Annotated in this window: 19 protein-coding genes; 18 read left to right on the forward strand and 1 reads right to left on the reverse strand. The window is 37.7% G+C overall.

Features of this window, described 5'->3' with window-relative positions:
- The first annotated feature begins 19 nt into the window (after positions 1-19).
- From J0N78_RS08875 to J0N78_RS08920, 10 genes are all read left to right on the forward strand, one after another.
- The gene (locus J0N78_RS08875) at positions 20-1,612 is read left to right on the forward strand and encodes an ATP-binding response regulator (protein WP_209122679.1); all 1,593 of its coding nucleotides are present in this window, start codon (positions 20-22) and stop codon (positions 1,610-1,612) included.
- 100 nt (positions 1,613-1,712) lie between these two features.
- A complete protein-coding gene (locus tag J0N78_RS08880; protein WP_307794915.1) occupies positions 1,713-3,239 on the forward strand; it encodes a gluconokinase in 1,527 nt (508 codons plus the stop codon).
- 219 nt (positions 3,240-3,458) lie between these two features.
- On the forward strand, positions 3,459-3,740 hold the full coding sequence (locus tag J0N78_RS08885; RefSeq protein WP_209122680.1) for a hypothetical protein: 282 nt from the start codon (positions 3,459-3,461) through the stop codon (positions 3,738-3,740).
- Between the two features lie 533 nt (positions 3,741-4,273).
- The gene (locus J0N78_RS08890; protein WP_209122681.1) at positions 4,274-4,993 is read left to right on the forward strand and encodes a MerR family transcriptional regulator; all 720 of its coding nucleotides are present in this window, start codon (positions 4,274-4,276) and stop codon (positions 4,991-4,993) included.
- 247 nt (positions 4,994-5,240) lie between these two features.
- On the forward strand, positions 5,241-5,882 hold the full coding sequence (locus J0N78_RS08895; RefSeq protein ID WP_209122682.1) for an MBL fold metallo-hydrolase: 642 nt from the start codon (positions 5,241-5,243) through the stop codon (positions 5,880-5,882).
- 48 nt (positions 5,883-5,930) lie between these two features.
- The gene (locus tag J0N78_RS08900; protein ID WP_247747203.1) at positions 5,931-6,998 is read left to right on the forward strand and encodes a zinc-dependent alcohol dehydrogenase; all 1,068 of its coding nucleotides are present in this window, start codon (positions 5,931-5,933) and stop codon (positions 6,996-6,998) included.
- 39 nt (positions 6,999-7,037) lie between these two features.
- A complete protein-coding gene (locus J0N78_RS08905) occupies positions 7,038-7,805 on the forward strand; it encodes an SDR family NAD(P)-dependent oxidoreductase (RefSeq protein WP_209122683.1) in 768 nt (255 codons plus the stop codon).
- A gap of 117 nt (positions 7,806-7,922) precedes the next feature.
- Positions 7,923-8,927: a thiamine pyrophosphate-dependent dehydrogenase E1 component subunit alpha gene (locus J0N78_RS08910; protein ID WP_209122684.1), complete on the forward strand. Its 1,005-nt coding sequence runs from the start codon at positions 7,923-7,925 to the stop codon at positions 8,925-8,927.
- A gap of 12 nt (positions 8,928-8,939) precedes the next feature.
- Positions 8,940-9,914: an alpha-ketoacid dehydrogenase subunit beta gene (locus J0N78_RS08915; RefSeq protein ID WP_209122685.1), complete on the forward strand. Its 975-nt coding sequence runs from the start codon at positions 8,940-8,942 to the stop codon at positions 9,912-9,914.
- A 79-nt stretch (positions 9,915-9,993) separates the two neighbouring features.
- A complete protein-coding gene (locus J0N78_RS08920) occupies positions 9,994-11,175 on the forward strand; it encodes a dihydrolipoamide acetyltransferase family protein (protein ID WP_209122686.1) in 1,182 nt (393 codons plus the stop codon).
- Between the two features lie 184 nt (positions 11,176-11,359).
- Here J0N78_RS08920 and J0N78_RS08925 read toward each other — a convergent pair whose 3' ends face one another.
- Positions 11,360-11,947 carry a TetR/AcrR family transcriptional regulator gene (locus tag J0N78_RS08925; protein ID WP_209122687.1) on the reverse strand — a complete coding sequence of 196 codons (588 nt, stop codon included), beginning with the start codon at positions 11,945-11,947 and terminating at the stop codon, positions 11,360-11,362.
- A 330-nt stretch (positions 11,948-12,277) separates the two neighbouring features.
- On the opposite strand from J0N78_RS08925, the gene J0N78_RS08930 reads away from it, so the two are divergent.
- The 8 genes from J0N78_RS08930 to J0N78_RS08965 all read left to right on the forward strand — a co-directional run bounded on the left by J0N78_RS08930 (position 12,278) and on the right by J0N78_RS08965 (position 22,864).
- Positions 12,278-13,855, forward strand: coding sequence for an acyl-CoA synthetase (locus J0N78_RS08930; RefSeq protein ID WP_209122688.1), 1,578 nt, complete (start codon positions 12,278-12,280; stop codon positions 13,853-13,855).
- A gap of 241 nt (positions 13,856-14,096) precedes the next feature.
- Positions 14,097-15,263, forward strand: a complete 1,167-nt coding sequence (locus J0N78_RS08935; RefSeq protein WP_209122689.1) for a CaiB/BaiF CoA transferase family protein — start codon at positions 14,097-14,099, stop codon at positions 15,261-15,263.
- A 112-nt stretch (positions 15,264-15,375) separates the two neighbouring features.
- A complete protein-coding gene (locus J0N78_RS08940) occupies positions 15,376-17,043 on the forward strand; it encodes a long-chain-fatty-acid--CoA ligase (RefSeq protein ID WP_209122768.1) in 1,668 nt (555 codons plus the stop codon).
- Between the two features lie 29 nt (positions 17,044-17,072).
- Positions 17,073-18,254, forward strand: a complete 1,182-nt coding sequence (locus J0N78_RS08945; RefSeq protein ID WP_209122690.1) for an acyl-CoA dehydrogenase family protein — start codon at positions 17,073-17,075, stop codon at positions 18,252-18,254.
- 42 nt (positions 18,255-18,296) lie between these two features.
- Positions 18,297-19,082 (forward strand): enoyl-CoA hydratase/isomerase family protein, encoded by a 786-nt coding sequence (locus J0N78_RS08950; RefSeq protein ID WP_209122691.1) that lies wholly within the window; start codon positions 18,297-18,299, stop codon positions 19,080-19,082.
- A gap of 30 nt (positions 19,083-19,112) precedes the next feature.
- Positions 19,113-20,093, forward strand: a complete 981-nt coding sequence (locus J0N78_RS08955) for an NADPH:quinone oxidoreductase family protein (RefSeq protein ID WP_209122692.1) — start codon at positions 19,113-19,115, stop codon at positions 20,091-20,093.
- A gap of 74 nt (positions 20,094-20,167) precedes the next feature.
- Entirely contained in the window at positions 20,168-21,178 is a 1,011-nt protein-coding gene (locus tag J0N78_RS08960) for a zinc-binding dehydrogenase (RefSeq protein WP_209122693.1), read from the forward strand.
- A gap of 141 nt (positions 21,179-21,319) precedes the next feature.
- Entirely contained in the window at positions 21,320-22,864 is a 1,545-nt protein-coding gene (locus J0N78_RS08965) for an acyl-CoA synthetase (RefSeq protein ID WP_209122694.1), read from the forward strand.
- Position 22,865 lies beyond the last annotated feature (1 nt).

The raw sequence follows: 22,865 nt of genomic DNA on the forward strand, positions 1-22,865 counted from the left end.
GAAACCGAGGGATAAAGATATGGTGAATGGAGAGAGAGTAGATATATTAATAGTAGATGATCGACCTGAAAATCTAATCGCATTAGAGGCTGTTCTTGCGTCACCTAATTATAATCTAGTAAAAGCTGACTGTGGGGAGGAGGCTTTAAAATACGTTCTCCAATATGATTTTGCAGTCATTTTATTAGATGTTCAAATGCCAGGATTAAATGGATTTGAAACGGCTGAATTAATTAAGCAGCGAAAAACATCGATGCACATTCCAATCATTTTTATTACAGCTTTAAGTAAAGCGACTGAACATGTTTCAAGGGGATATTCAGCTGGTGCAGTTGATTATATATTTAAGCCATTTAATCCCAGTCTTTTGCGCAGTAAGGTCGAAGCATTCGTAGAAATTTATAAAAATAGAAAAGAAATTGAATGGCAAAGAAACGTATTAGAAGAGCAAACGTCGGACCTTAAAGAAAAATATTTTAATTTAGAAACAATTATTGCCGACAAAACGAAAGAGTTGCTTATAGCAAATGAAGAATTGAAAGTTTCACAAGAAAGCTTTCGGAAAATTTTTCATAGCAGTCCTAATTTGATGGCGATGAGGTCAGTTCAAAGTAAATGCTATTTGAAAGTGAATAAAATTTGGTCTGAATTTACTGGATATGAGTTTGATGAATTGAAACATACTTTTGAGAATTTACTACATATTCAACCAGCTTTTCCAGATGATTTCGCATCTGATAATGAGCCTTTAGATCTAAAAGAGGGCCTGTATAACTATCAAGTAACGTATGTAACGAAAACGAACGAGACAAGAAATGGTCTACTTTCCACAGAATTAGTATATATCAATGGTGAACCGTGTATTATAAGTGTCATAACAGACGTCACAGAAACATTAAAAATGCAAAAAGAAATTACTCGTTTAGATCGTTTAAATTTAGTCGGCGAAATGGCTGCAGGAATTGCACATGAAATTCGTAACCCGATGACAACGGTGCTTGGTTTTTTACAGTTATCGAAAAAGCAACAAGAATATCCAACACCTATCGAATATATCGATTTAATGATTGGAGAACTAGAGCGTGCTAACGGAATTATAACGGAATTCCTTGCATTAGCTAAAGATAAGGCGACTGACCCTCGCCTTGAAAATTTAAATGATATTATAAATGCCCTACATCCTCTACTTCAAGCAGAAGGGATGTTAGGCAATAAAGACGTGAAACTAGATTTAGAAGATTGCCCGCTTCTTTACATTGATGAAAAGGAAATTAGGCAGCTCATTTTAAACATAGCATTAAATGGACTTGAAGCGATGCCTTTAGGTGGACAATTAACAATTCGAACGTATGTGCAGGGTGACAAAGCGGTTTTGAATATTAACGATGAAGGTCCTGGTATCGAGCCTGAGGTCCTAGAAAATATCGGGACTCCGTTTTTTACAACGAAAGAAAAGGGGACTGGTCTTGGTCTAGCGATCTGTTACAGTATTGCAGCAAGGAACCGGGCCAACATCGAAATTGATACGAGTCCAAAAGGAACTACATTTATTGTGACTTTTCAACAAAACTTCAGAGTATACAAAGATACAAATAGCGCAGCGACGCTATAGTTTTAATCAAAAAACATAATCCATTAGGGTTATGTTTTTTCGTTCGTTAAGGAATAACAATAGTATTGATAAGGTTGTTTATTGAAAGGGGAAGCGTATTGTGAGTTATGTTATTGGTTTAGATATTGGTACAACTAGTACAAAAGCCGTCCTGTTTACAAAGGCAGGTCAAGTGGTAGCTGAATGTGAAGCAGCATATCGTGTATATCACCCTGAACCATCTTGGGTTGAACAAAACCCTATTGAAATAGAAGCTGCAGCAATAAAAGTTTTGAAGACCATCGTAGAAAAAGCAAAAGCTTCAGGTGGTGACATTGCTGTCGTAGGAATTTCTTCTGCAATGCATTCACTCGTTTGTATGGATGAAAAAGGAAATGCAATTTCGCCATCGATCACATGGGCAGACGGAAGAAGTGTCCAACAAGCTGAAGCCATGAAAGCAACAAACGGGGTCGACATTTATTTGAAAACAGGAACACCTATCCATCCGATGTCACCATTCATAAAATTAATTTGGATGAAAGAAACAAATTATTTACCATATACGAAAGCAGCAAAATTTATTTCAATTAAAGAATACATAATAAAAAAATGGTTTAATCAATATATTGTCGATTACTCAGTAGCGTCTGCAACAGGAATGTTTAATGTACATACTTTTAAATGGGATGAACAGGCGTTAGCCATTACAGGAATTCATAAAGAACAGTTATCAACTCCAGTGGAACCTACCTATGTATGTGAAGGATTAGTAAATTATGTAGTGTCAGAAACCGGTCTTCGTTCAGATATTCAGTTTGTAATCGGTGCGAGTGACGGACCGCTCGCTAATCTTGGAATCGGTGCGATATCACCTGGAGATGTTGCCATTACAGTGGGTACGAGTGGCGCGATTCGCCAAATGGCTGCAAAACCTCATACCGACGAGTTACAAGAGATCTTTTGCTATTGTGTTACAAAAGGTGCATGGATCATGGGAGGACCAACGAATAACGGCGGAATTGTTCTGCAGTGGTTAAAAGAGGTCGTCGGTGAGCATCAAATGTATCTGGCCGAACAACAGGGGGAAAGCGCTTTTGAACGTTTGGTACAACTTGCTCATACAGTCGCTCCTGGTGCGAATGGATTACTTTTTTTACCATACTTAAATGGTGAACGTGCACCGTATTGGAACGCAAATGCTAGAGGAAGTTTTATTGGATTAACTTTAGCTCATAAAAAAGAACATCTTATCCGTGCTGGCATGGAAGGGGTCATTTTTAGTTTACTGACAGTCAGTGAAGCTTTAGAAAGACTTGCCGGTCCAGCGAAGAATATTTTCGCAAGCGGTGGCTTTGCTAGGTCGCCACTTTGGTTACAAATGTTAGCGGATATCTTTGAACAAGAGATCCAGGTTCCTAAAAGTCATCAGAGCTCAGCTTGGGGAGCAGCTTGGATGGGATTAGTCAGTATAGGTGAAGTGAAGTCGCTTACAGAAATTGCAAATTATATTCCAATGGAAAAGTCATTTATTCCAAACGATGCTAATCGTAAACTCTACCAAAACTTATATCATACCTTCAAACAACTTTATGAAGCATTACGCCCACATTATCAAGCGTTAAGTAATTTTCAAAGAAGGCATTAAGGGTTGGCAGTTAAAATTCCTAATTTAGCTGGATTGGTTGAATTAGGAATTTTTGTGTGGGGAAAATTAGAAAATAGAGCATTATCACATAAATGCAATTGACCTCTTATTTGCTTCGAAAATGTGAATTAATACCGATTTATTCTTTAATACATTACAGACTGGACAAACTGATAGTACATAAACTTTTATAAATAAATTGGATGGGAGATGAAACTCATGGATATTTATTTTTCTCCAGAGTTAAATAAACAGGATGCTCAAGTTTTAAATATTGTCGATCGTGATGATCAAGCAATTGGGTATCTTGCATATATTGTTGACGATAAAAAAATTTATGTGTATGGTCATTTAGCTAACGATGGAGTGTACGAAGACTTCAAGGATTTAGTGAAACCGTACATAAAAGGAATAACGAAATTAAAGGAAGATACAGAAGTATATAACTATTTATCGGTCGGTGGAAAAAAAGTAGAGCTTTCCGAAGAAAAGAAAAAATGAGGAGAAATAAGTCTAAAAGGAGGCAGTTAGGTGACAAAAAAAGGAAGAAATAAGAAGGTGAAGGTTACCAAGGAGTCATTCAAGTGACCGAGAGAGGAAAATAGGGGGTGATGGTACTAAGGAGTCAATTTGATGCCATTGAGAGGGAGACCAATCGGTTAGTACTATAAGCCTTCTATATTTATCCCCTTTCAATGTAAGTTTGTATTTATTTCGAAATACGAAATATATTTATTATATATGAAAACTTAATATTTTACTAATAATGAAATAACGAATTAGTAGTTGATAATGTCAAAAACCAATCTTTTTTTACGTATTTAGATAGAATAATAGTCCGATATTCCTAGGCTTTAATTGTAGATAAGCATAATCCGAGATAAATCGTGCTTCTTTTTAATTTATAAAAGGAATGGAGAAAATTAGGTTGTTATTAGAAGTTTTGTCACCTAGAAGGAGTAGGGCATAGGTCTATCTAATAGTGATGTAATAAATACTCAATGCCTGATAAAAAATAGAAGGGAGCGATTTATGTGGGAAATGATATTAATAAATATTCGACAAAAGAAGTTTCGAAGTTATTGAAAATACCTGTCGGCAATTTGAGAAAATGGGAAAGGACCTTTGATGGGCTGCTTTATGTGCAAAGAACAAAAACAGGTGCAAGATTATATACGGATTATGAAATTGATACATTAAAGAAAATTAAACTTTTAAAAGATAAAAATATAAAAGATGACGATGTAAAGTATATTCTCGAAACGAAGATCGAAGTAGAAGTCGACGACTATAACGAGGAAGTGGCAGACGTAGAGGAAGATTATAAATATGAGACCATTTTATCCTTACAACAAGAAACGGTTGAAAGCGTAGAAAAATTGACAAGCTCGATTTTTACATTTAAGGATGAAATGATTCAAGAAACGAAAGAGGAGATCAAAAACGAAGTAAAGAAAGAAATTAATTCTGGTCATCATAAAACGAGTTCTCTCGTGCAATCCTATTCGCAAATGATGCTAGACACTGCAGATCAAGCAAAGGAAGAATTACAGAAATTAAGACTCGAAATTGAACGTGAAAATGAAGAGAAGCTTTTTATTCATCAAAAATTAGAAGAGCGAGAAGTACATTTCCAAGAATTTGTACAACAGTTTAGAGAAACGGCAGCAGCTAAACAAGATCAATCGTTAAAAAGAAAAGTAACTAAATGGTTTAGCCAATTTTCCAAAGACAAAAAAGAAGATTATTGTTGATCAAAAATTTTAGCTCAAGCTCTTCTATTAATGGTGTTATTATGTAAAGAATCAGGTAGAGGTTATACTCAACCTGATTTTTTTATGGTAAGAATAATTTAAATCAATATTCAAATTCTAATAATTTAGTTAATTATTGAATATTGTGTAAATTAGAGGTATAATTTCATATATACCTACTAAACTTCTTTAGATGTAAGCGTTTTATTTTTCTATTTAAAAGTAGAGATTAGGAAGGAGGCTATACGTGGAAACGTTAATTATTAAAACCTTTTCTTTAGGGCAGTTACAGACGAACTGTTATGTAGTCACCGACATCAACGAGACATTTTGTATGATTGTCGACCCTGGTGAAGAGCCTGATGATGTCATTGAATATGTCAGGGACAAAAAAGTAGACTTTATTTTTCTAACCCATTGCCATCATGACCATATTGCTGGATTGAACAAGATTAAACAACATACGAATGCACCTGTTGCCGTCCATCATACAGAAGCAATGTGGTTAACAACTCCTTCTCTAAATCTATCTGAAAAACAAGAAACCCCCATCATATGTAATTGGCCAGATATTCTATTAAATGGCGAAGAAATGCTTAAATGCGGACCTTATTTATTGAAAGTTATCCATACGCCAGGACACTCGCCCGGAAGTACTTCCTACTTACTAGAAAACTATCTATTTTCAGGAGATACGCTGTTAAATGGATTAATAGGTCCTACTGAAATACCATTCGGCAATCGCAATCAAATTAAAACTTCAGTAAAAGAAATATTGTTTCAATTAGATGAATCAATTCAGGTTTATCCAGGGCATGGTCATACTACGACGATTGGTCATGAAAAAAAGTATAACTTATTACCGAATCTAAAAGTCTTTCATTCTTAAAGAAATAGAATGTGAACAGAAAAGAAACCTAGTTAAGGAGGTGTTTGAATGGCTAGTAAAATGAAAGCTGCCGTTTATTATGGTCCACGAGATCTTCAAGTAGAAACGATTGATATTCCAGAAATTGGGGACAGTGATATTTTACTGAAAGTAAGCGCTTGTGGTATATGTGGATCTGATGTACATAGTTACAGTACTGGATTGTATATTGCTAAGGGGCAAATTATGGGCCATGAATTTTCTGGTGAGGTCGTTCAGGTAGGAAGAAATGTCCAAAACATTGAAGTGGGTGAAAGAGGGACGGGGTTTTATAGTGGTGTTTGTGGAACCTGCTTTTGGTGTAAAAGTAAACAATATACACTTTGTCCTGAACTGTTTAAAGCATCGACAGGTTACGGACTTCCTGGGGCTTTTGCGGAGTATGTAAAAATTGCAAATGCCAAAGCTGGAATGAATTATTTTAGAGTGCCTGATGAAGTCGATGACATTACCGCTGCAACAATTGAACCCGTATCCGTTGCGGTATACACCGTCGATCAATGTAAACCGAAAAAAGAAGATCAAGTCGTCATCCTTGGCGCAGGACTCATTGGAAATGCGGTTATGCAAGTGATGAAAGCGATACCTGTTCATCAAGTTGTTGTGACTGAAGTTTCGCCATTAAGACTAGAATTTGCAAAAAATGCCGGGGCTGATGTCGTTATTAATGCTCTTGAGGAAGATGTGTTAGAAAGAGTGAAGGACATTGTTGGTGTTGGGCCTTATCACTTTAACGAGGGTGCGATGGCAGATATCGTCGTCGATGCAGCAGGTGCTCCGTCTGCAGTTGAACAATCATTTGAAATCGTTCGTAGTGGTGGGGTTATCGCTTTTGTTGGATTACCAGAAAAAAAGGCATCGATTGATACGACAAAGATAGTCCATAAAGCTCCAAAAATCCTCGGATGTTTAGGTGGTGATATTAAAAAAGCTATTCAGTTATTAAAAGAAAAAAAAGTTCAGACGAAGTCGCTTGTTACGCACACATTTCCAATTGAGCATGCGAAAGAGGCATTTGAGACACAGATGAATGCCAAAGACGCAGTGAAGGTTATGATTGATTATAAAACAAATTAAAGTTTTTTCATTTGATTTTCTAAAAAAGGAGGAAATGGTTTGAGACTAAAAGATAAGGTAGCAATCATTACGGGGGCGGGAAGTGGGCAAGGGAAAGCTTCCGCAAAATTGTTTGCAAGAGAAGGAGCAACTGTCGTCATCGCTGAGTGGAATGAGGAAAATGGAAAACAAGTAGAAGAAGAGATTAATAGTGCAGGATATCAGGCACTTTTTGTTCAAACTGATGTTTCAGATGAAGAAAATGTGAAAGCGCTAGTAGATGAAGTGATGAGTCGCTATGGAACAATTGATATTTTATTCAATAATGCAGGGATTGGTTTTTCCTCCAAATCGAAGGTTACGATGGCATCGATATTAAAAACGCCATTTGATGATTGGAATAAAGTATTAAATGTTAATCTTAGTAGTGTCTACTTGATGTCAAAATACGTTCTGCCAATTATGATTGATCAGAAAAAAGGAAGTATAATTAATAACTCATCTTTAAACGGGATCATTGGTGTAAAGGGAGCAGACGCCTATTCAGCTGCAAAAGGTGGTGTGGTTGCTTTAACAAGAGTGATGGCAGTAGATTACGGAAAATACAACGTGAGAGTCAACTGTATTTGTCCTGGTGCGATTGATACACCAATGATTGCAGAAGCTCTACAGAATAAAGAAATTGCAAATAATTATGCAGCTGGTCCGCTTCGTAGAGTTGGACAGCCAGAGGAAATCGCTTATGCCGCATTGTTTCTTAGCTCAGATGAAGCGAGTTATATTACAGGTCTCATTATGCCAGTAGATGGCGGCTGGAGTGCTCAATAATATTTTGGAAAATTGAAGGTACGTATAATCGTAACAAGAATTTTCCGAATAATCAATAAAATAGTAATTTCGACCGTTTCTCTTTTGAAATGATAAAAAATAAAGGAGTGAACATGAATGGCACAAATTTATAAAAAAGACATTGATGTATCAAGTTATTCGAAAGAAACGTTACATGATTTTTATCGAACAATGATCAAAATTAGAAAGTTTGATGAGCATTTAATTCGTTTAATGCAGGAAGGTAAGGTGTCTGGGTTTTATCATTCAGGTATTGGTTCAGAAGGATTATCTGCTGGTTCGATACGAAATGTTTTACGTGATGAGGATTATATTTTTTATAACCATAGAGGATGTAACCAAAAAATTGCAAAAGGTGTACCTTTATCCAAATTGTATGGTGATTTTTTAGGGACGATTGAAGGAACGACGAGAGGGTTAGGTGCAGGGATCGTTCATAGTGCGGATGTGTCACGAGGAGTATTAGGTCAAGCTGGGACGATTGGCTCGCAATTTAATATTGCGGTTGGAACCGCTTACTCAGCTAAAATGCAAGGAAATGATCGTGTAACACTGTGCTATTTTGGGGACGGTGCGGCATCTCGAGAACCACTGCATGGTTCACTGAATTGGGCAGGCATTTACAAGCTGCCGATCGTTTATATTTGTGAAAATAATGAGTACGCGATTTCATGTCATCACACTGAAACTCACTCTGTAAAAGAACATATTGCCGATTGGGCAGATGGTTACGGAATTCCAAACTTTGTTGTGGATGGAAATGACACATTACTAGTCAACGAGATTGTAAGAGAAGCAGTTGAGCGAGCAAAAAGAGGAGAAGGTCCAACATTTATTGAAGCGAAAACCTTCCGTCACCGTGGCCATTATGAAGGCGATCCTTATGATTATGTGGCCCCAGAAGTGTTAAAAGATTGGAAAGAAAATAAAGACCCAATTAAGAACTTCACGAAACAACTAATTGAACAAGGTATAAGTTCAGAAGCTGAATTTGTAGATATTGATCATTCGGTTGAAGCTGAAATTCTAGAAGCCATTGAGGTAGCAGAAAATGCACCGATACCAGATCCGAAAAGAATTTATGAAGGGTTATTTTCATAAGGAGGGAAAGTCATGAGAAAAATAAATATGCGACAAGCGATTATTGAAGCATTAACGGAAGAAATGGAACGTGATCCAAAGGCAGTGTTGTTTGGTGAGGACGTAGGTAAATTTGGTGGCGTTTTTGGAGCGACTAAAGGGTTACATGAAAAATTTGGTGAGCGAGTTTTTGATACACCGATTGCAGAGTCTACTATAGTTGGAGCTGCTTTAGGTATGGCACTAACAGGGCTTAGGCCGATACCTGAATTACAGTTTGGAGACTTTGTCGGGATCGCCTTTGATGAAGTTTATAATAAGTTGGGGAAATGGCGGTGGATGCACGGCGGAACGATGGATGTACCTGTGACGTTACGATTACCAATCGGAATTGCTGGGGGAGCAGGACCAGAACATTCTCAAAGCCCACAAGCGTTGTTCATGCATGGACCAGGTTTGCATATTGCAATCCCATCTACTCCATATGATGCAAAAGGGTTATTAAAAACAGCGATACGTAATAATGATGCTGTCCTCTTTTTTGAGCATAAAGTGCTTTATGATATGAAAGGAGAAGTCCCAGAAGAGGAATATTTAATTCCTTTAGGGAAAGCGGATGTCAAACGTGAAGGTGCTGATGTAACGATTATAGCTACCGCATTACAAGTTCATACCGCCTTAAATGCAGCCAAAACATTAGCTAATGATGGGATTGAAGCTGAGGTTGTTGACTTAAGAACGTTAGCACCTCTTGATAAAGAAACGATCTTAAACTCTGTTAGAAAAACGGGACGTGTCGTTATTGTTCATGAAGAGCCAAAAACAGGTGGTTCTGGGGCAGAAATTGCCGCACAAATTTCGGAAGAAGCGATGTTTGACTTACAAGCACCCATTAAGCGAATTGGTAGTCCAGATGTACCGATTGCACAAAGTATTGCATTAGAACAATATTATCGTCCAAGTGAGCAACAAATTGTCGATGCGGTGAATGAGTTAATGGAATACTAGGAATCTAATATTCTAAAATAATATATTTCTGAAAATATTGACTTTGTATTAAAAAGTAATTTAGGTGAGGAGTGGGAATATGAAGGAAGTCATTATGCCGCGATTAGGTGTAACAATGCAAGCAGGAACAATAGCCAGTTGGTTAATTGAAGAAGGGGAATATGTTGAAAAAGGCGACTTTTTATTTGAATTAGAAACGGAAAAATCGACTGTTGAAGTTGAAGCACAGGAAAGTGGAGTGTTAAAAAAAATATTAATTCCAGAGGACGAAGAAGTATCCATTAATACCGTAATTGCGATTATCGGTGATGAGAATGAAGAAATTGATTTATCCAAGTACGAAAACAAAGAATGCACACAAGATTCAGGGGAAAATAATCAAGCGGAAAATCAATTAGCTACAGCTAGTCAAGTCATTGAAGCTCCTAGTACAAATGATGGTCGAGTTAAAATTGTACCACGAGCAAGAAAACTTGCAAAGGAGCTAGGAGTAGCAATTGATACGGTCGTTGGAACGGGTAAAGATGGACTCATCACTGAAAAAGATATACGAAGTGCAACAGCGTCACCTGCAAATGAATCTGTAGACCTAAAGATTAAAGAAAAGATAAATTTGAATAATGTTAAGAAGAAAATGTCAGAAAACATGTTAAATAGCTGGAGAAACATCCCACAATTTACACAAGTGGTTAGTGTAAATATGGAAAATGTTTTAAAGGTAAAAAAAGAGCTAGACGGTGTTACGATCAACGATATTTTAGTAAAGACAGTAGGAAATACAGTTAGTGAGTATCCGATCGTCAATAGTAAGCTAGAAGGAAACGAAGTCCTCGTTTATGAAGATATAAATATCTCGGTGGCAATAAATAGTGAGCAAGGGCTAGTCGTCCCTGTCGTTAAACATGTAGAGAAAAAATCTGTAAATGAAGTGTCAAAGGAGGTGAAAGCATTAGGTAAAAAAGCGCAAAACAATGAGCTTTCAGTCAATGACTTCGCTCATGGAACGATTACCGTTTCTAATTTAGGAAGCCTGGGAATTGAAACAGGTACACCGATTATTAATATGCCACAATCGACGCTTGTTTTTGCAGGAGCAATTATAAAGAAACCAGTTGTCAATGAGCACGATGAAATCGTAGTGGCACCGATAATGAAACTATCAATAAGCTATGATCACCGTTTTATTGATGGGGTAGCTGCTGCTGAGTTTACGAATCGCTTAAAAAATGCGTTAGAGACATTGACGATCGAACATCTTTAAAAAGTATCAAAAAGACACTAGACTCAAAATTCACAATTTGACTCATAACATTATAATTCTGGACGATAAAATTTCATTCTGCAACAAAATTCTTTGGCAGATACTAAAAAAAGAGGCTGACACTTTTAATAAAAGTCAGCCTCTCATCATCGTTTTGATAGATTTGATAAAGTAGCTATTTACGCTATTTTCTAACAATCCGTAATAGGTAATCTGAAAATGCTTCAGAAATTTCCTCTTGAGTTTTTCCACCTTCTGGAGAGTACCATTCTAAGATCCAGTTCAATGATCCTAAAATGAGTAATCGTAAAAGCTTGACATCCACATGGTCAAATTCACCTGATTCAATTCCTTCTTTGATGATTTTATCAAAATACTTTTCATATTCTGACCGTTGTTCTAAAATGTCAGTTAAATATTCTCCAGAAAACTTTTGTTCTGGTTTATCCATTAAGCTAAACATCGCTTTTTCGCTTGTCGCTAAATGAATATGGGAAACAATTGCAGACTTTAATTTTTCGAGTGCTGTCAAGTCGCTATTAATAATTTCTTCAATTTTTTCATTACTTTTATCTATCATCATTCTATGACATTGAAAATAAAGGTCTTCTTTATTTTTAAAATAATAGTACATAGAACCTTTTGTCATTAATAGCTTCGTTGCGATATCTTCCATCGTCGCACCGTGATATCCTTTTTCACTTAATACTTCAGCTGCGGATCTTAAAATTTCTTCTTTCTTTTTTTCGATTTTTCTTTTTCTTAAAGACATATAGATAAACCTCCTTTTGGTAGTCCTTTATCGTCAGGAATTTATAGTTATGAGTGAAGAAGATTACTTTACGAAACATTGTTCATCTTCCATGAAATAAAGTCAACCTTATACATTCTATCACAACTTATTATTATCATTATACATAAATTTTTGAATAATTACATTATTTTTTGAATAATAAGTCAAAAAATAAACTATTGTAATAAAAACTGAAAATTGTTATTATTAAAATAAAATAAATAATTAAAAAAGAGGTCATTCATTGGTTTCGATTATGTTTAAATTTTGAACCTATCAATCACTTAGGGGATGGCTGGAGGTAAAGTAATGACAACAAGTTGCTTAGAAATGTCACGAGAACTATTAGTAGGTGAGTTAATTCGTAGAGCGGCACATAGAACACCGAATCAAATGGCTTTTCGTTATAATGAAAAATCGTTAACTTATGAGCAGTTAGAAAAAAAGACACTCCATTTAGCTGGATGGCTGCAAGCGTCAGGTATTGGAATTGGAGATAAGGTAGGGTTTATTTTCAAAAATGAGCTTGCTTTTGTCGAAGTATTTTTCGGTATTGCTCTGTCAGGAGGTGTTGGGGTTCCACTGAACTTTAGACTTGCTGCAGAAGAATTTGTGTATATTATCAATGACTCGGATATGAAAATTCTTATCATCGAAGAGGAGTATGCAAATGTTATTGAAGCTATTCAATCAAAGCTCCCGAGAGTGGAAAAAGTGATCGTAGTTGGAGACCCTTCAACTAGTACATTTATTTCGTATGATACAATTTACAAAACGAATGCGCCGTACAATTCTATATCAGGAAAAGTTACGGACGATGATGATTGTATGATTGTCTATACATCAGGTACTACAGGTAGACCTAAAGGAGCCGTTCTTACAAACAAAAACCTAGTGATGAATGCCCAAAACTTAGTATGGGAATTTGAATTAGATTTTGGTTTTAAGCAAATCATCGTCACGCCATTGTTTCATGTTGCAGCTATTTCATGCTTGTTAATCGGTTGTAGTGTAAATGGAACAACGGTCATTCAGCGTGAATTTGATGCAGTCAATGTATTAAATACAATAGAAACAGATAAAATCAATTCGATCTTCTTAGTTCCTGCGATGTGGAATACGATTTTGCAAATTCCTAACCTTGCCGAATATAACCTTTCTTCCATGCAAAAATGTATGACTGGTGCAGCAATATGTCCAGCGGAAATTAAAAAGAAAATCATGCATTACTTTTCCAATGCGGGTATTTATGATATTTTCGGTCAGACCGAAATGAGTCCAAGTACGACTTGTTTACATCCTAAAGATTCGATTCGGAAAACAACTTCTGTTGGTAAACCGATCATCAATGTTGAAGTACGGGTTGTTGATGAAAATATGAATGATGTCCCTATTGGTGAAATTGGTGAAATTATCTACCGTGGTCCGACGTTGATGAAGGAATATTACAAAAAAAGAGAAGAGACGGAAGAAGCGTTTTCTGGTGGATGGTTTCACAGTGGAGATTTAGTTCGAATGGATGAAGAAGGGTTTATTTATGTTGTAGATCGTAAAAAAGATATGGTCATTAGCGGTGGAGAAAATATTTATCCAGCTGAAGTTGAAGCTGTACTTTATAAACATGAAGACATCCTAGAAGCTGCGGTTGTTGGTGTTCCAGATATCGATTGGGGTGAAAGTGTAAAAGCTTACGTTGTCTTAAAAAAAGGTAAATCGCTAACAAAAGAAGAAGTGATTATACACTGCAATAAGTATTTAGCCTCTTATAAAAAACCAAGAATGGTAGAATTTCTAGATGAACTACCGAGAAATACTTCTGGTAAAGTGCTAAAACGAGTTTTAAGAGAAGATCAAAATGTTCAGTCGAAATGTCCCCCATCCTTGTAAAGACTCTGCTAATTTATAATATTAATACTGACATAATTATTATCCGATTAATACCAAAATAATAGATGTAATATAATAGAATAATAAATTTAAATTAATATTCAAAAAATAAACACTTGTAAAAATATCTGACTGTTGATATTATTAAGAAAAAGTTATATGAAAGCACTTACATAAATGGTTGATTATGTAGGTTACTGACTAGCGGTCATTCATTATTCATTGGAAAAGAGGTGTTGATTTGACGCTACCATTAGAAAATGTTCGTGTATTAGATTTGAGTCGATTATTACCTGGTCCATTTTGTACATTAACACTTGCAGATTTTGGAGCAGATGTCATTAAAGTGGAAGATCCAAAAGTTGGTGACTATGCGCGTTGGTATGAACCACAAGTCAAAGGACAAAATCAAATGTTCCTTTCTTTAAATCGAAATAAGCGAAGTGTAACCCTTGATCTTAAGTCTGAGAAAGGTAAAGAATTATTTATACAGCTAGTTGAAACGTCTGATATTTTAGTAGAATCGTTTCGACCAGGAGTCATGGACCGTCTCGGATTAGGCTATGAAACGTTAAAAGACATTAATCCAAAAATAATATATTGTGCAATTACAGGGTATGGCCAGACTGGTCCGTATGCCCAATACCCTGGACACGACCTTAATTATTTGAGTTATGCTGGGTTAATCGACCAGCAAGGAGAACAAAAAGGAAAACCGATTTCAGCAGCCGTGCAAATTGCAGACATCGGTGGAGGTGCACAAATGGCTACAAACGGAATCCTACTTGCACTTCTTGAAAGGAATAATTCAGGCAAAGGACAGTTTGTAGATATTTCGATGCTAGATGGGTCGATATCGTGGCTCCAAACGTTGTTACCAGATTACTTAGCGTCGAAGCATGTCCCAGAACGAGGGGCATCCCCTCTGAACGGCGGGAAGGCTTGCTATGAAATTTATGAAACGAGAGATCACCGTTATTTATCAGTAGGGGCACTTGAGCCTAAGTTTTGGGTGGAATTTTGTAAGACGATTAATAAGGATGACATAATTCCGCTTTTAGATGCACCGCTTGAACAGCAAAATAAAATGAAAATTGAAATTCAAGCGATTATTCAGCAAAAAACATTGAAAGAATGGACCGAGATTTTTGATGGAGTCGATGCATGTGTAGCTCCAGTATTAAATTTTGATGAAGTCATTGAAAATCCCCAAGTGGTCCATCGTCAACTGATTAAGGACATTTACGACTCGAATTTAGGAGAAATTCAGCAAATAGGAGTTCCTATTAAACTTTCGGAAACACCAGGGGAAATCCGCTTCCAAGCTCCTAAACTAGGAGAGCATAACAATGAGATTTTAGCTGAGCTAGGATACTCTAGCGATGAAATTAGACAACTAAATATATGATAGGTTACTCAAAAAGTATTTCAGAAAACGGTTTTAGGAACGGTTTGTTCGGTCTCTTTTTATCCTTCTTTTTGAGCTTAAATATTATATAACGGGGTGACGTTGGATGGGAATGGTTAAAAATCATTTTGAATTTTGGCCGAAAAGAGTGTCGAAATCATTAACAATTCCAGTAACGAGTTTAATAGATAACCTGGAAGTTTCTACAAAAAGGTATCCAAATAAGACTGCCATTCACTTTTATGGCCAAGACATTACGTATAAACAATTACTAGAAGAAGTAATGGGAAAAGCTCGCTTTTTACAAAATGAATTAAATATATGCAAGGGCGAGCGTGTACTCCTTTATATGCAAAATTGTCCTCAGTTTATTATTGCTTATTATGCCATTTTGAGTATAAATGCAATTGTCGTTCCTATTAACCCAATGAATAAAACAGAAGAACTTGCTTACTTTATCAAGGATAGTGAGGCAAAAGTAGCGATTTTAGATCAATCGTTACTTGAGCAAGTTCAGCCAATTATACATTCCTCTTCGTTAAACCATGTGATCGTATCTGAGTATTCGGACTATGCACAGGCTGCTTCGGAAGTGTTGGGAATTCAAGCTCGGACAGTTTCCGTTGATTTTAACCAACCGTATGTCACTCCGTGGGATCACGCCACTTCTAACTTAGAAATAATCAATCAATCTTTTGATTCAAACTTGACGGCATTAATTATTTACACTTCAGGTACGACTGGACATCCTAAAGGGTGTATTCATACGCATCAAAACGTACAAGCGAATATTTCAGGTACAGCTATTTGGGGGAATTATACTCCACAGACTGTAGCTTTGACTACGCTTCCTTTATTTCACGTAACTGGAATGGAACATTCGATGAATACAACGATACAAGCAGGAGGCACGATCGTTCTCATGATGAGATGGGACCGAGACGTGGCAGGTGAAACGATTCAGAGATTGGGCTGTACTCATTGGGTTAATATAAGTACGATGATGATTGATTTTTTATCCAATCCAAACTTACCACAATATGATATTTCCTCACTACAAGTCGTCGGTGGAGGAGGAGCGCCATTACCGAAGGCAATCGGAGAAAAGTTATACAAACTGACTGGCATTGTGTATGCAGAAGGGTATGGATCAACAGAAACGATGTCACAAACCCATTTTAATCCTCTTGACCGTCCGAAATTGCAATGCTTGGGCATACCATTCTTTGATGTGGATGCGAGAATCATAGATAGTGAGACTTACGAACAACTAGGTACCAATGAAAAAGGTGAGATCATCGTTAATAGTCCTCAGCTATTTAAAGGCTACTGGAATAAGGAAGCCGAAACAAAGGAAGCTTTTCTTGAAATTGATGGAAAAACGTTCTTTTTGACTGGAGATATTGGCTACTTTGATGAAGAAGGCTATTTTTTTATCGTGGATCGTAAAAAAAGAATGATTAATGCTTCTGGATTTAAAGTGTGGCCAGTTGAAGTTGAATCAATGATGTATATGCATCCCGCCATCAATTCGGTATGTGTGATTGCTTCACCTGATCCGAGACGAGGAGAAACCGTTAAGGCGTTGGTCGTTTTAAATGAAGGACATAAGAACATAACGGCAGAAGAAATCATTGATTGGTGTAAAAGCAAGATGTCGAATTATAAGTATCCTAGATTGATCGAATTTGTGACTGAATTACCTATATCAGCTTCAGGGAAAGTGCTTTGGAGACATCTTCAAGAACAGGAATTTTCAGTGAAGGGAAGAGGGATATGAGTCAATCCGATCGTAATGAAGGTTTTAGGATGAGTGAAATCGTAATTGAATTACGTCATAAAGTACGGGCTTTTATTGATGAAAAAGTAATTCCAGAGGAAACGGTTATCGAAGAAGGAGGGATAGAAGGAGAACGAGTATTAAAAGAAATACAAGATGAGGCGAAGCAAGCTGGTTTATGGGCATTAGGATTACCGAAGGATATCGGTGGTGGCGGTTTAAAGTTTATGGATTACGTCTACATCAATGAAATCGTTGGCCGCTCAGAAGCTGCTATGTTTGTGCTTGGAACACATACTGCTCAAGACTCGACGATGCTTAATATGTTTGGTACGAGAGAGCAAAAAGATCGCTGGCTCTATCCAATGGTTCGGGGAGACATTTTTCCTTCAGTTGGATTAACGGAACCAGAAGTGGCTGGCTCAGATCCTACTCTTATACAATCGACTGCGTATTTAGATGGGGATGAGTGGGTGATTAATGCACATAAATGGTTTACAACGGGTGCAAATAAAGCAGCATTTACGACGATGTTTTGTGTAACGGAACCGGATGCCGATCGTCACCATAGAGCTTCAATGATAATCGTTCCAACGGATACACCAGGCTATGAACTTGTTCGCGTTGTTCCAACGATGGGGCATAGTTCAGGAAATCATTGTGAAATCCGTTTAACGAATGTACGTGTGCCAAAAGAAAACCTTTTAGGGGAACGTGGTCATGGATTTGTAATAGCCCAAAAACGTTTAGGTCCAGGGCGGATATACCACAGTATGCGCTGGCTCGGTCAAGCCCAAAGAGCATTTGACCTCATGTGTGAGCGGGCGCTGACTCGATTTGCTCATGGATCTTTACTTTCAGATAAACAAATGATCCAGAAGTTTATTGCTGATTCTGCCACTGAAATTCAATCAGCACGTCTGCTCACCTTTGAAGCGGCTAGAAAAATCGATCGTGGTGAAGATGCCCGCGTAGATATTGCTATGATCAAAGTGTATGGCGCAAAAGTTCTGCATGATGTCATTGACCGCGCGATACAAGTTCACGGTGCTCTTGGGGTGACTTCCGATACTCCCCTAGAAAAAATGTATAGAGATGCACGGTATGCCCGTATTTATGATGGGCCTGACGAAGTACATACTGCATCGATTGCACGCCGCATCCTCAAACAATATAAACAGGGTGAGAGCTGGGATCCTGCAAACTTTTAATGCTCGTGAGGATGGATTAATAAAATGGAGGAGTTGTTACTGATGAGTGTGCCTGCTGTACTTTTTGAAGTGGAGAACGGAGTGGCGACGATTACATTGAACGAACCGAAGCACATGAATGCGCTTTCTAGTTCTATTATTGAAGGTTTACAAAATTCAATAGCTAGAATAAATGAAGACTCAGAAATTCGTGCCGTTGTTCTAACGGGTAGCGGCAAAGCGTTTTGTGCTGGTGGAGATATTAAGACGTTTCCAGATAGCAGGAGCAACGCGGCTGTTTCTAGAAACTATATGAAATTTGGATTGCCATTTTTAGTAGAGTTAGCACAACTGGAAAAACCGATCGTAGCTGCTGTCAATGGTTATGCTGTCGGCGCTGGATTTAGTATTGCGATTGCTTGTGATTTTATTTTAGCCTCTAATGATTCAACATTTGCGATGTCATTTAATAAAGTTGGACTAGTACCGGATCTAGGCGCATTATACCACCTACCACGAATAGTCGGAATGGCTAGAGCGAAAGAATTGGCGCTTACCGGTCGATCGATTACTCCGCATGAGGCGAAGGAATATGGGATTGTCCTCGAAGTGCTTCCACAAGAAGAGCTATTAGAAAGAGCGAAGGAGTTGGCATCGACACTTGCAGACAGCGCAACCCAAGCTTTAGGTTTAACGAAGCACATTTTAAACAGGAGTTATGAATTATCTTTAGAGCAAGTACTGAGAGAAGAAGCGATGGCCCAAGCGATTGCATTTTCTACTGATGATCATAAAGAAGGAGTAACATCATTTTTTGAAAAAAGAAAGCCGGTTTTTACGGGAAATTAAATATATCTAGTTAAGAAGGGTGTGTTTCCATTGAGAAGTTGGTTAGTAAAAGAACACGGTAATCCAAGTGATGTGTTGCGTTTAGAAGAAATAACCAAACCGAGTATCGATCAAAATCAAGTGTTAATCGAGGTTGAAGCCGTTGCTTTGAATTTTTTTGACATTTTACTCTGTCAAGGCAAATATCAAGAAAAGCCGCCATTCCCGTTTACCGTAGGTGCTGAAGTGTCTGGGAAAGTAGTACAAGTAAATGAAGGAAGTAAATTTCAAGTAGGTGAGCGGGTTATCGCATTACCAAAACTACCAGCCGGTGGTACAGCTGAATATGTAGCGGTTGATGAGCAGTCAATTTATCCGATTTCCTCATCGATGTCATCTAATGAAGCCGCATCGATGTTTATCACGTATCATACTTCTTATTACGCGCTACATCAACGAGCGAATATTCAACCAGGAGAAGTACTGTTAGTGCATGCAGGTGCAGGAGGAGTCGGTTCAGCAGCAATTCAATTAGGAAAAGCTGCAGGTGCTTATGTCATTGCGACAGCTGGTGGAGCAGAAAAAACAAAAGTGTGTAGAAGTCTAGGAGCTGATATCGTTATTGACTACTTAACAGAAGATTTTGTTCAAGTCGTCAAAGAAAAAACGGACGGTAAAGGAGCGGATGTTATTTATGACCCAGTAGGTGGAGAAACCTTTGATCGTTCCAGAAAATGTATTGCTTTTGACGGTAGAATTTTAGTCATTGGCTTTGCGGGCGGGAATATTCCGAATGCGCCGACTAACCATATTTTAGTGAAGAATTACTCCGTGGTTGGTGTTCACTGGGGACTATTCTCCAAGCTGAAACCAGCTGAAGTTCAGCAAGAACATAACCAATTAATGAAATTATACGAAGAAGGAAAAATTAATCCCTTAATTTATCGTGAGTTTGATTTTGAAGAAGTACCTGAAGCATTAAACTTACTGGGTGATCGTAAAACGTGGGGGAAACTGGTTGTTAAATTATAACGAGTAGTATAGCTGACTCCACTTCGATTTGCAAGTTTGATTAGGGTAAATACAGAAGAAAAGAGGGGTAAGGAATGAAAGCAATTGTTATTAGGGAGATCGGTGGGCCGGAAAAGTTAGTACTAGAAGATGTTCCAACTCCAGAACCGAGCCGTGGAGAAGTCGTGATTCAACTTCAGTATGCCGCGATGAACCGACGGGATGTTTTTGTTAGAAAGGGTCAATATCCTGGAATTAAGTTTCCTGCTACACCAGGTGCAGATGGGGCAGGCGTTGTGTATGCAATAGGAGAAGGGGTTTTAAATGTTGCATTAGGAGATGAAGTTGTCATTAACCCTGCACTCAATTGGGGGGACAATCCAAGATATTATACGAAGGATTTTTCGATTGTTGGTGTACCTACTAATGGCACACATGCGCAGTATGTAAAGGTTCCGGCTGAAAATGTATTTCCAAAACCGCAGTACTTAAGCTGGAAAGAGGCGGCAGCACTTCCATTAGGTGGTTTAACAGCGTATCGAGCCCTTTTTACAAGAGGAAATATACAACAAGGAGAAACGGTGCTCATACCGGGTGTTGGAGGTGGTGTTGCAACCTTTCTTGTACAGATGGCCGTTGCAGCAGGAGCAAAGGTTTACGTTACTTCGGGTGATGATCAAAAGATTGAAAAAGCCAAACAATTGGGTGCAGTAGACGGTGTGAATTATCGTACAGAAAACTGGAGTAAGCAGTTAAGAGCGATGATTGGAGAAGGTGTAGACATAAGTATTGATACGATCGGCGGCCCAACCTTCAATGAGTTAGTTACATTAGCTAAGCATGGGAGTAGAATCGTGACGTTTGGTGCAACTACCGGACCTGTTCCAAATTTACTCATGCCGAAAGTATTCTTGAAACAAATTGATATCTTAGGGACAACTATGGGGTCGCCAGAAGAGTTTCAACAAATGCTTTCTTTTTACGAAAAACAACAAATTCGGCCTGTTATTGACGCTACATTCCCGCTTGAGCACATTGCTGAAGCACATACGTATATGGAAAAGGGTAACCAGTTTGGCAAGATCGTCATAGAGATTCCGAAATAAATGAGTCTCTATGAGATGATCGCTTCCGAGGATTGCAGCCATTGAAATACGAAGGGAGACGAAATTTGCTTCCTACATAATAAATAATAATGCTACAAATCAACATCTATTTCTATAACGACTTTAAAGGAGTAGATCAGTATGAGCTCAACTGAACTGTTATCGTCTCGCCAACAATTAGTCGGGGGATTACTAAAGAGTGCAGCTTACCAAACCCCAACGAAAGAGGCATTTGTCTATGAGGACCGAAGAGTGACGTATGCGGAACTTTACGACCGGGCGACGAACATTAGTCACTGGTTAAGGAAGCAGGGCCTAAAGCAGAATGATAAAGTAGGGTTTATTTTAAAAAATGGCCTTCCTTTTGTAGAAATCTTCTTTGCTACTACGTTAAGTGGGGCAGTAGGAGTGCCGATTAACTTTAGACTGAAGCAAAACGAAATAGAATATATTTTACAAAACTCAGAAACTAAATTTCTATTTATTGAAAAAGAGTATATCGAAGTAGTTGAGGCAATCCGGCATAGACTAGAAGACTTAGAGAGTGTTGTGGTGGTTGACGAAATCGATCATCATCCAGATATGTTTGCTTATGATACGACCTTTTCCGAAGTCGAAGAAGATCTATCTCCAATTAATATCAATGAAAATGATGGTTGTATGATCGTCTATACGTCAGGCACAACAGGGCGTCCAAAAGGTGCAGTCCTCACTCACAAAAATTTATTTCAAAATGGCATGAATATGATCTGGGAATTTGAGTTAGACACCTCTTTTAGATTTTTACTCGTCCCTCCATTATTTCATGTCGGCTCGATGTCCTTTCTAATTCATACTTGTTTAGTGAAAGGAACTTCCGTCATTCATCGAACTTTTCAGCCAGAGCTTATTTTACAAACGGTTGAAAAAGAAAAGATTAATAGTTTATTTCTCGTTCCTGCGATGTGGAATTTTCTTTTACAAGTTCCAGGAATCGAAAAATATGATCTTTCCTCATTACAAAAATGTATGACAGCTGCAGCCATTTGTCCCTTAGAGTTAAAGAAGGCAATGATGCACCATTTCCCGCACGCAAGCATTTACGATGTATTTGGTCAAACGGAAATGAGTCCTTGTACGACTTGTTTACACCCGGAGGATTCACTAAGAAAAACGACATCGGTTGGAAAGCCAGTCATAAATGTTGAAGTGCGAATCGTGGATGAACAAATGAACGACGTACCTGTTGGTGAAATTGGTGAAATCGTTTACCGTGGGCCGACGTTAATGAAAGAATACTATAAAAATCCAGAAGCTACAAAAGAAGCTTTTTCAGGTGGCTGGTTTCACAGTGGTGATTTAGTGCGAATGGACGATGAAGGATTTATTTACGTTGTCGACCGTAAAAAAGATATGATTATAAGCGGTGGTGAAAATATTTATCCTGCTGAAATCGAAGAAGTGTTATATACCCATCCCAAAATACTAGAAGCCGCTGTCATTGGTGTTCCTGATACCAATTGGGGTGAAAATGTCAAAGCCATCGTCGTAATGAAGCCGAATGAAACGATGTCGGTGCAAGAAGTAATTGACTATTGTGCAAAATACTTAGCCTCGTATAAAAAACCAAAGGTCGTTGAATTTTTAAAAGAGCTACCAAGAAATGCGGCTGGAAAAGTATTGAAAACCGCATTAAGGAGTGAATAAT

Origin of the sequence: Alkalihalobacillus sp. BA299, assembly GCF_017745675.1 — a bacterium.
Classification (GTDB): domain Bacteria; phylum Bacillota; class Bacilli; order Bacillales; family Bacillaceae_F; genus Alkalihalobacterium.

Bases quoted from the DNA above. Each gene is read 5' to 3' on its own strand.
- J0N78_RS08910 (WP_209122684.1), top strand. From the start codon at position 7,923: ATGGCACAAATTTATAAAAAAGACATTGATGTATCAAGTTATTCGAAA.
- J0N78_RS08945 (WP_209122690.1), top strand. From the start codon at position 17,073: ATGAGTGAAATCGTAATTGAATTACGTCATAAAGTACGGGCTTTTATT.
- J0N78_RS08885 (WP_209122680.1), top strand. From the start codon at position 3,459: ATGGATATTTATTTTTCTCCAGAGTTAAATAAACAGGATGCTCAAGTT.
- J0N78_RS08960 (WP_209122693.1), top strand. From the start codon at position 20,168: ATGAAAGCAATTGTTATTAGGGAGATCGGTGGGCCGGAAAAGTTAGTA.
- J0N78_RS08915 (WP_209122685.1), top strand. From the start codon at position 8,940: ATGAGAAAAATAAATATGCGACAAGCGATTATTGAAGCATTAACGGAA.
- J0N78_RS08925 (WP_209122687.1), bottom strand. From the start codon at position 11,947: ATGTCTTTAAGAAAAAGAAAAATCGAAAAAAAGAAAGAAGAAATTTTA.
- J0N78_RS08965 (WP_209122694.1), top strand. From the start codon at position 21,320: ATGAGCTCAACTGAACTGTTATCGTCTCGCCAACAATTAGTCGGGGGA.
- J0N78_RS08950 (WP_209122691.1), top strand. From the start codon at position 18,297: ATGAGTGTGCCTGCTGTACTTTTTGAAGTGGAGAACGGAGTGGCGACG.
- J0N78_RS08930 (WP_209122688.1), top strand. From the start codon at position 12,278: ATGACAACAAGTTGCTTAGAAATGTCACGAGAACTATTAGTAGGTGAG.
- J0N78_RS08920 (WP_209122686.1), top strand. From the start codon at position 9,994: ATGAAGGAAGTCATTATGCCGCGATTAGGTGTAACAATGCAAGCAGGA.
- J0N78_RS08900 (WP_247747203.1), top strand. From the start codon at position 5,931: ATGGCTAGTAAAATGAAAGCTGCCGTTTATTATGGTCCACGAGATCTT.
- J0N78_RS08875 (WP_209122679.1), top strand. From the start codon at position 20: ATGGTGAATGGAGAGAGAGTAGATATATTAATAGTAGATGATCGACCT.
- J0N78_RS08940 (WP_209122768.1), top strand. From the start codon at position 15,376: ATGGTTAAAAATCATTTTGAATTTTGGCCGAAAAGAGTGTCGAAATCA.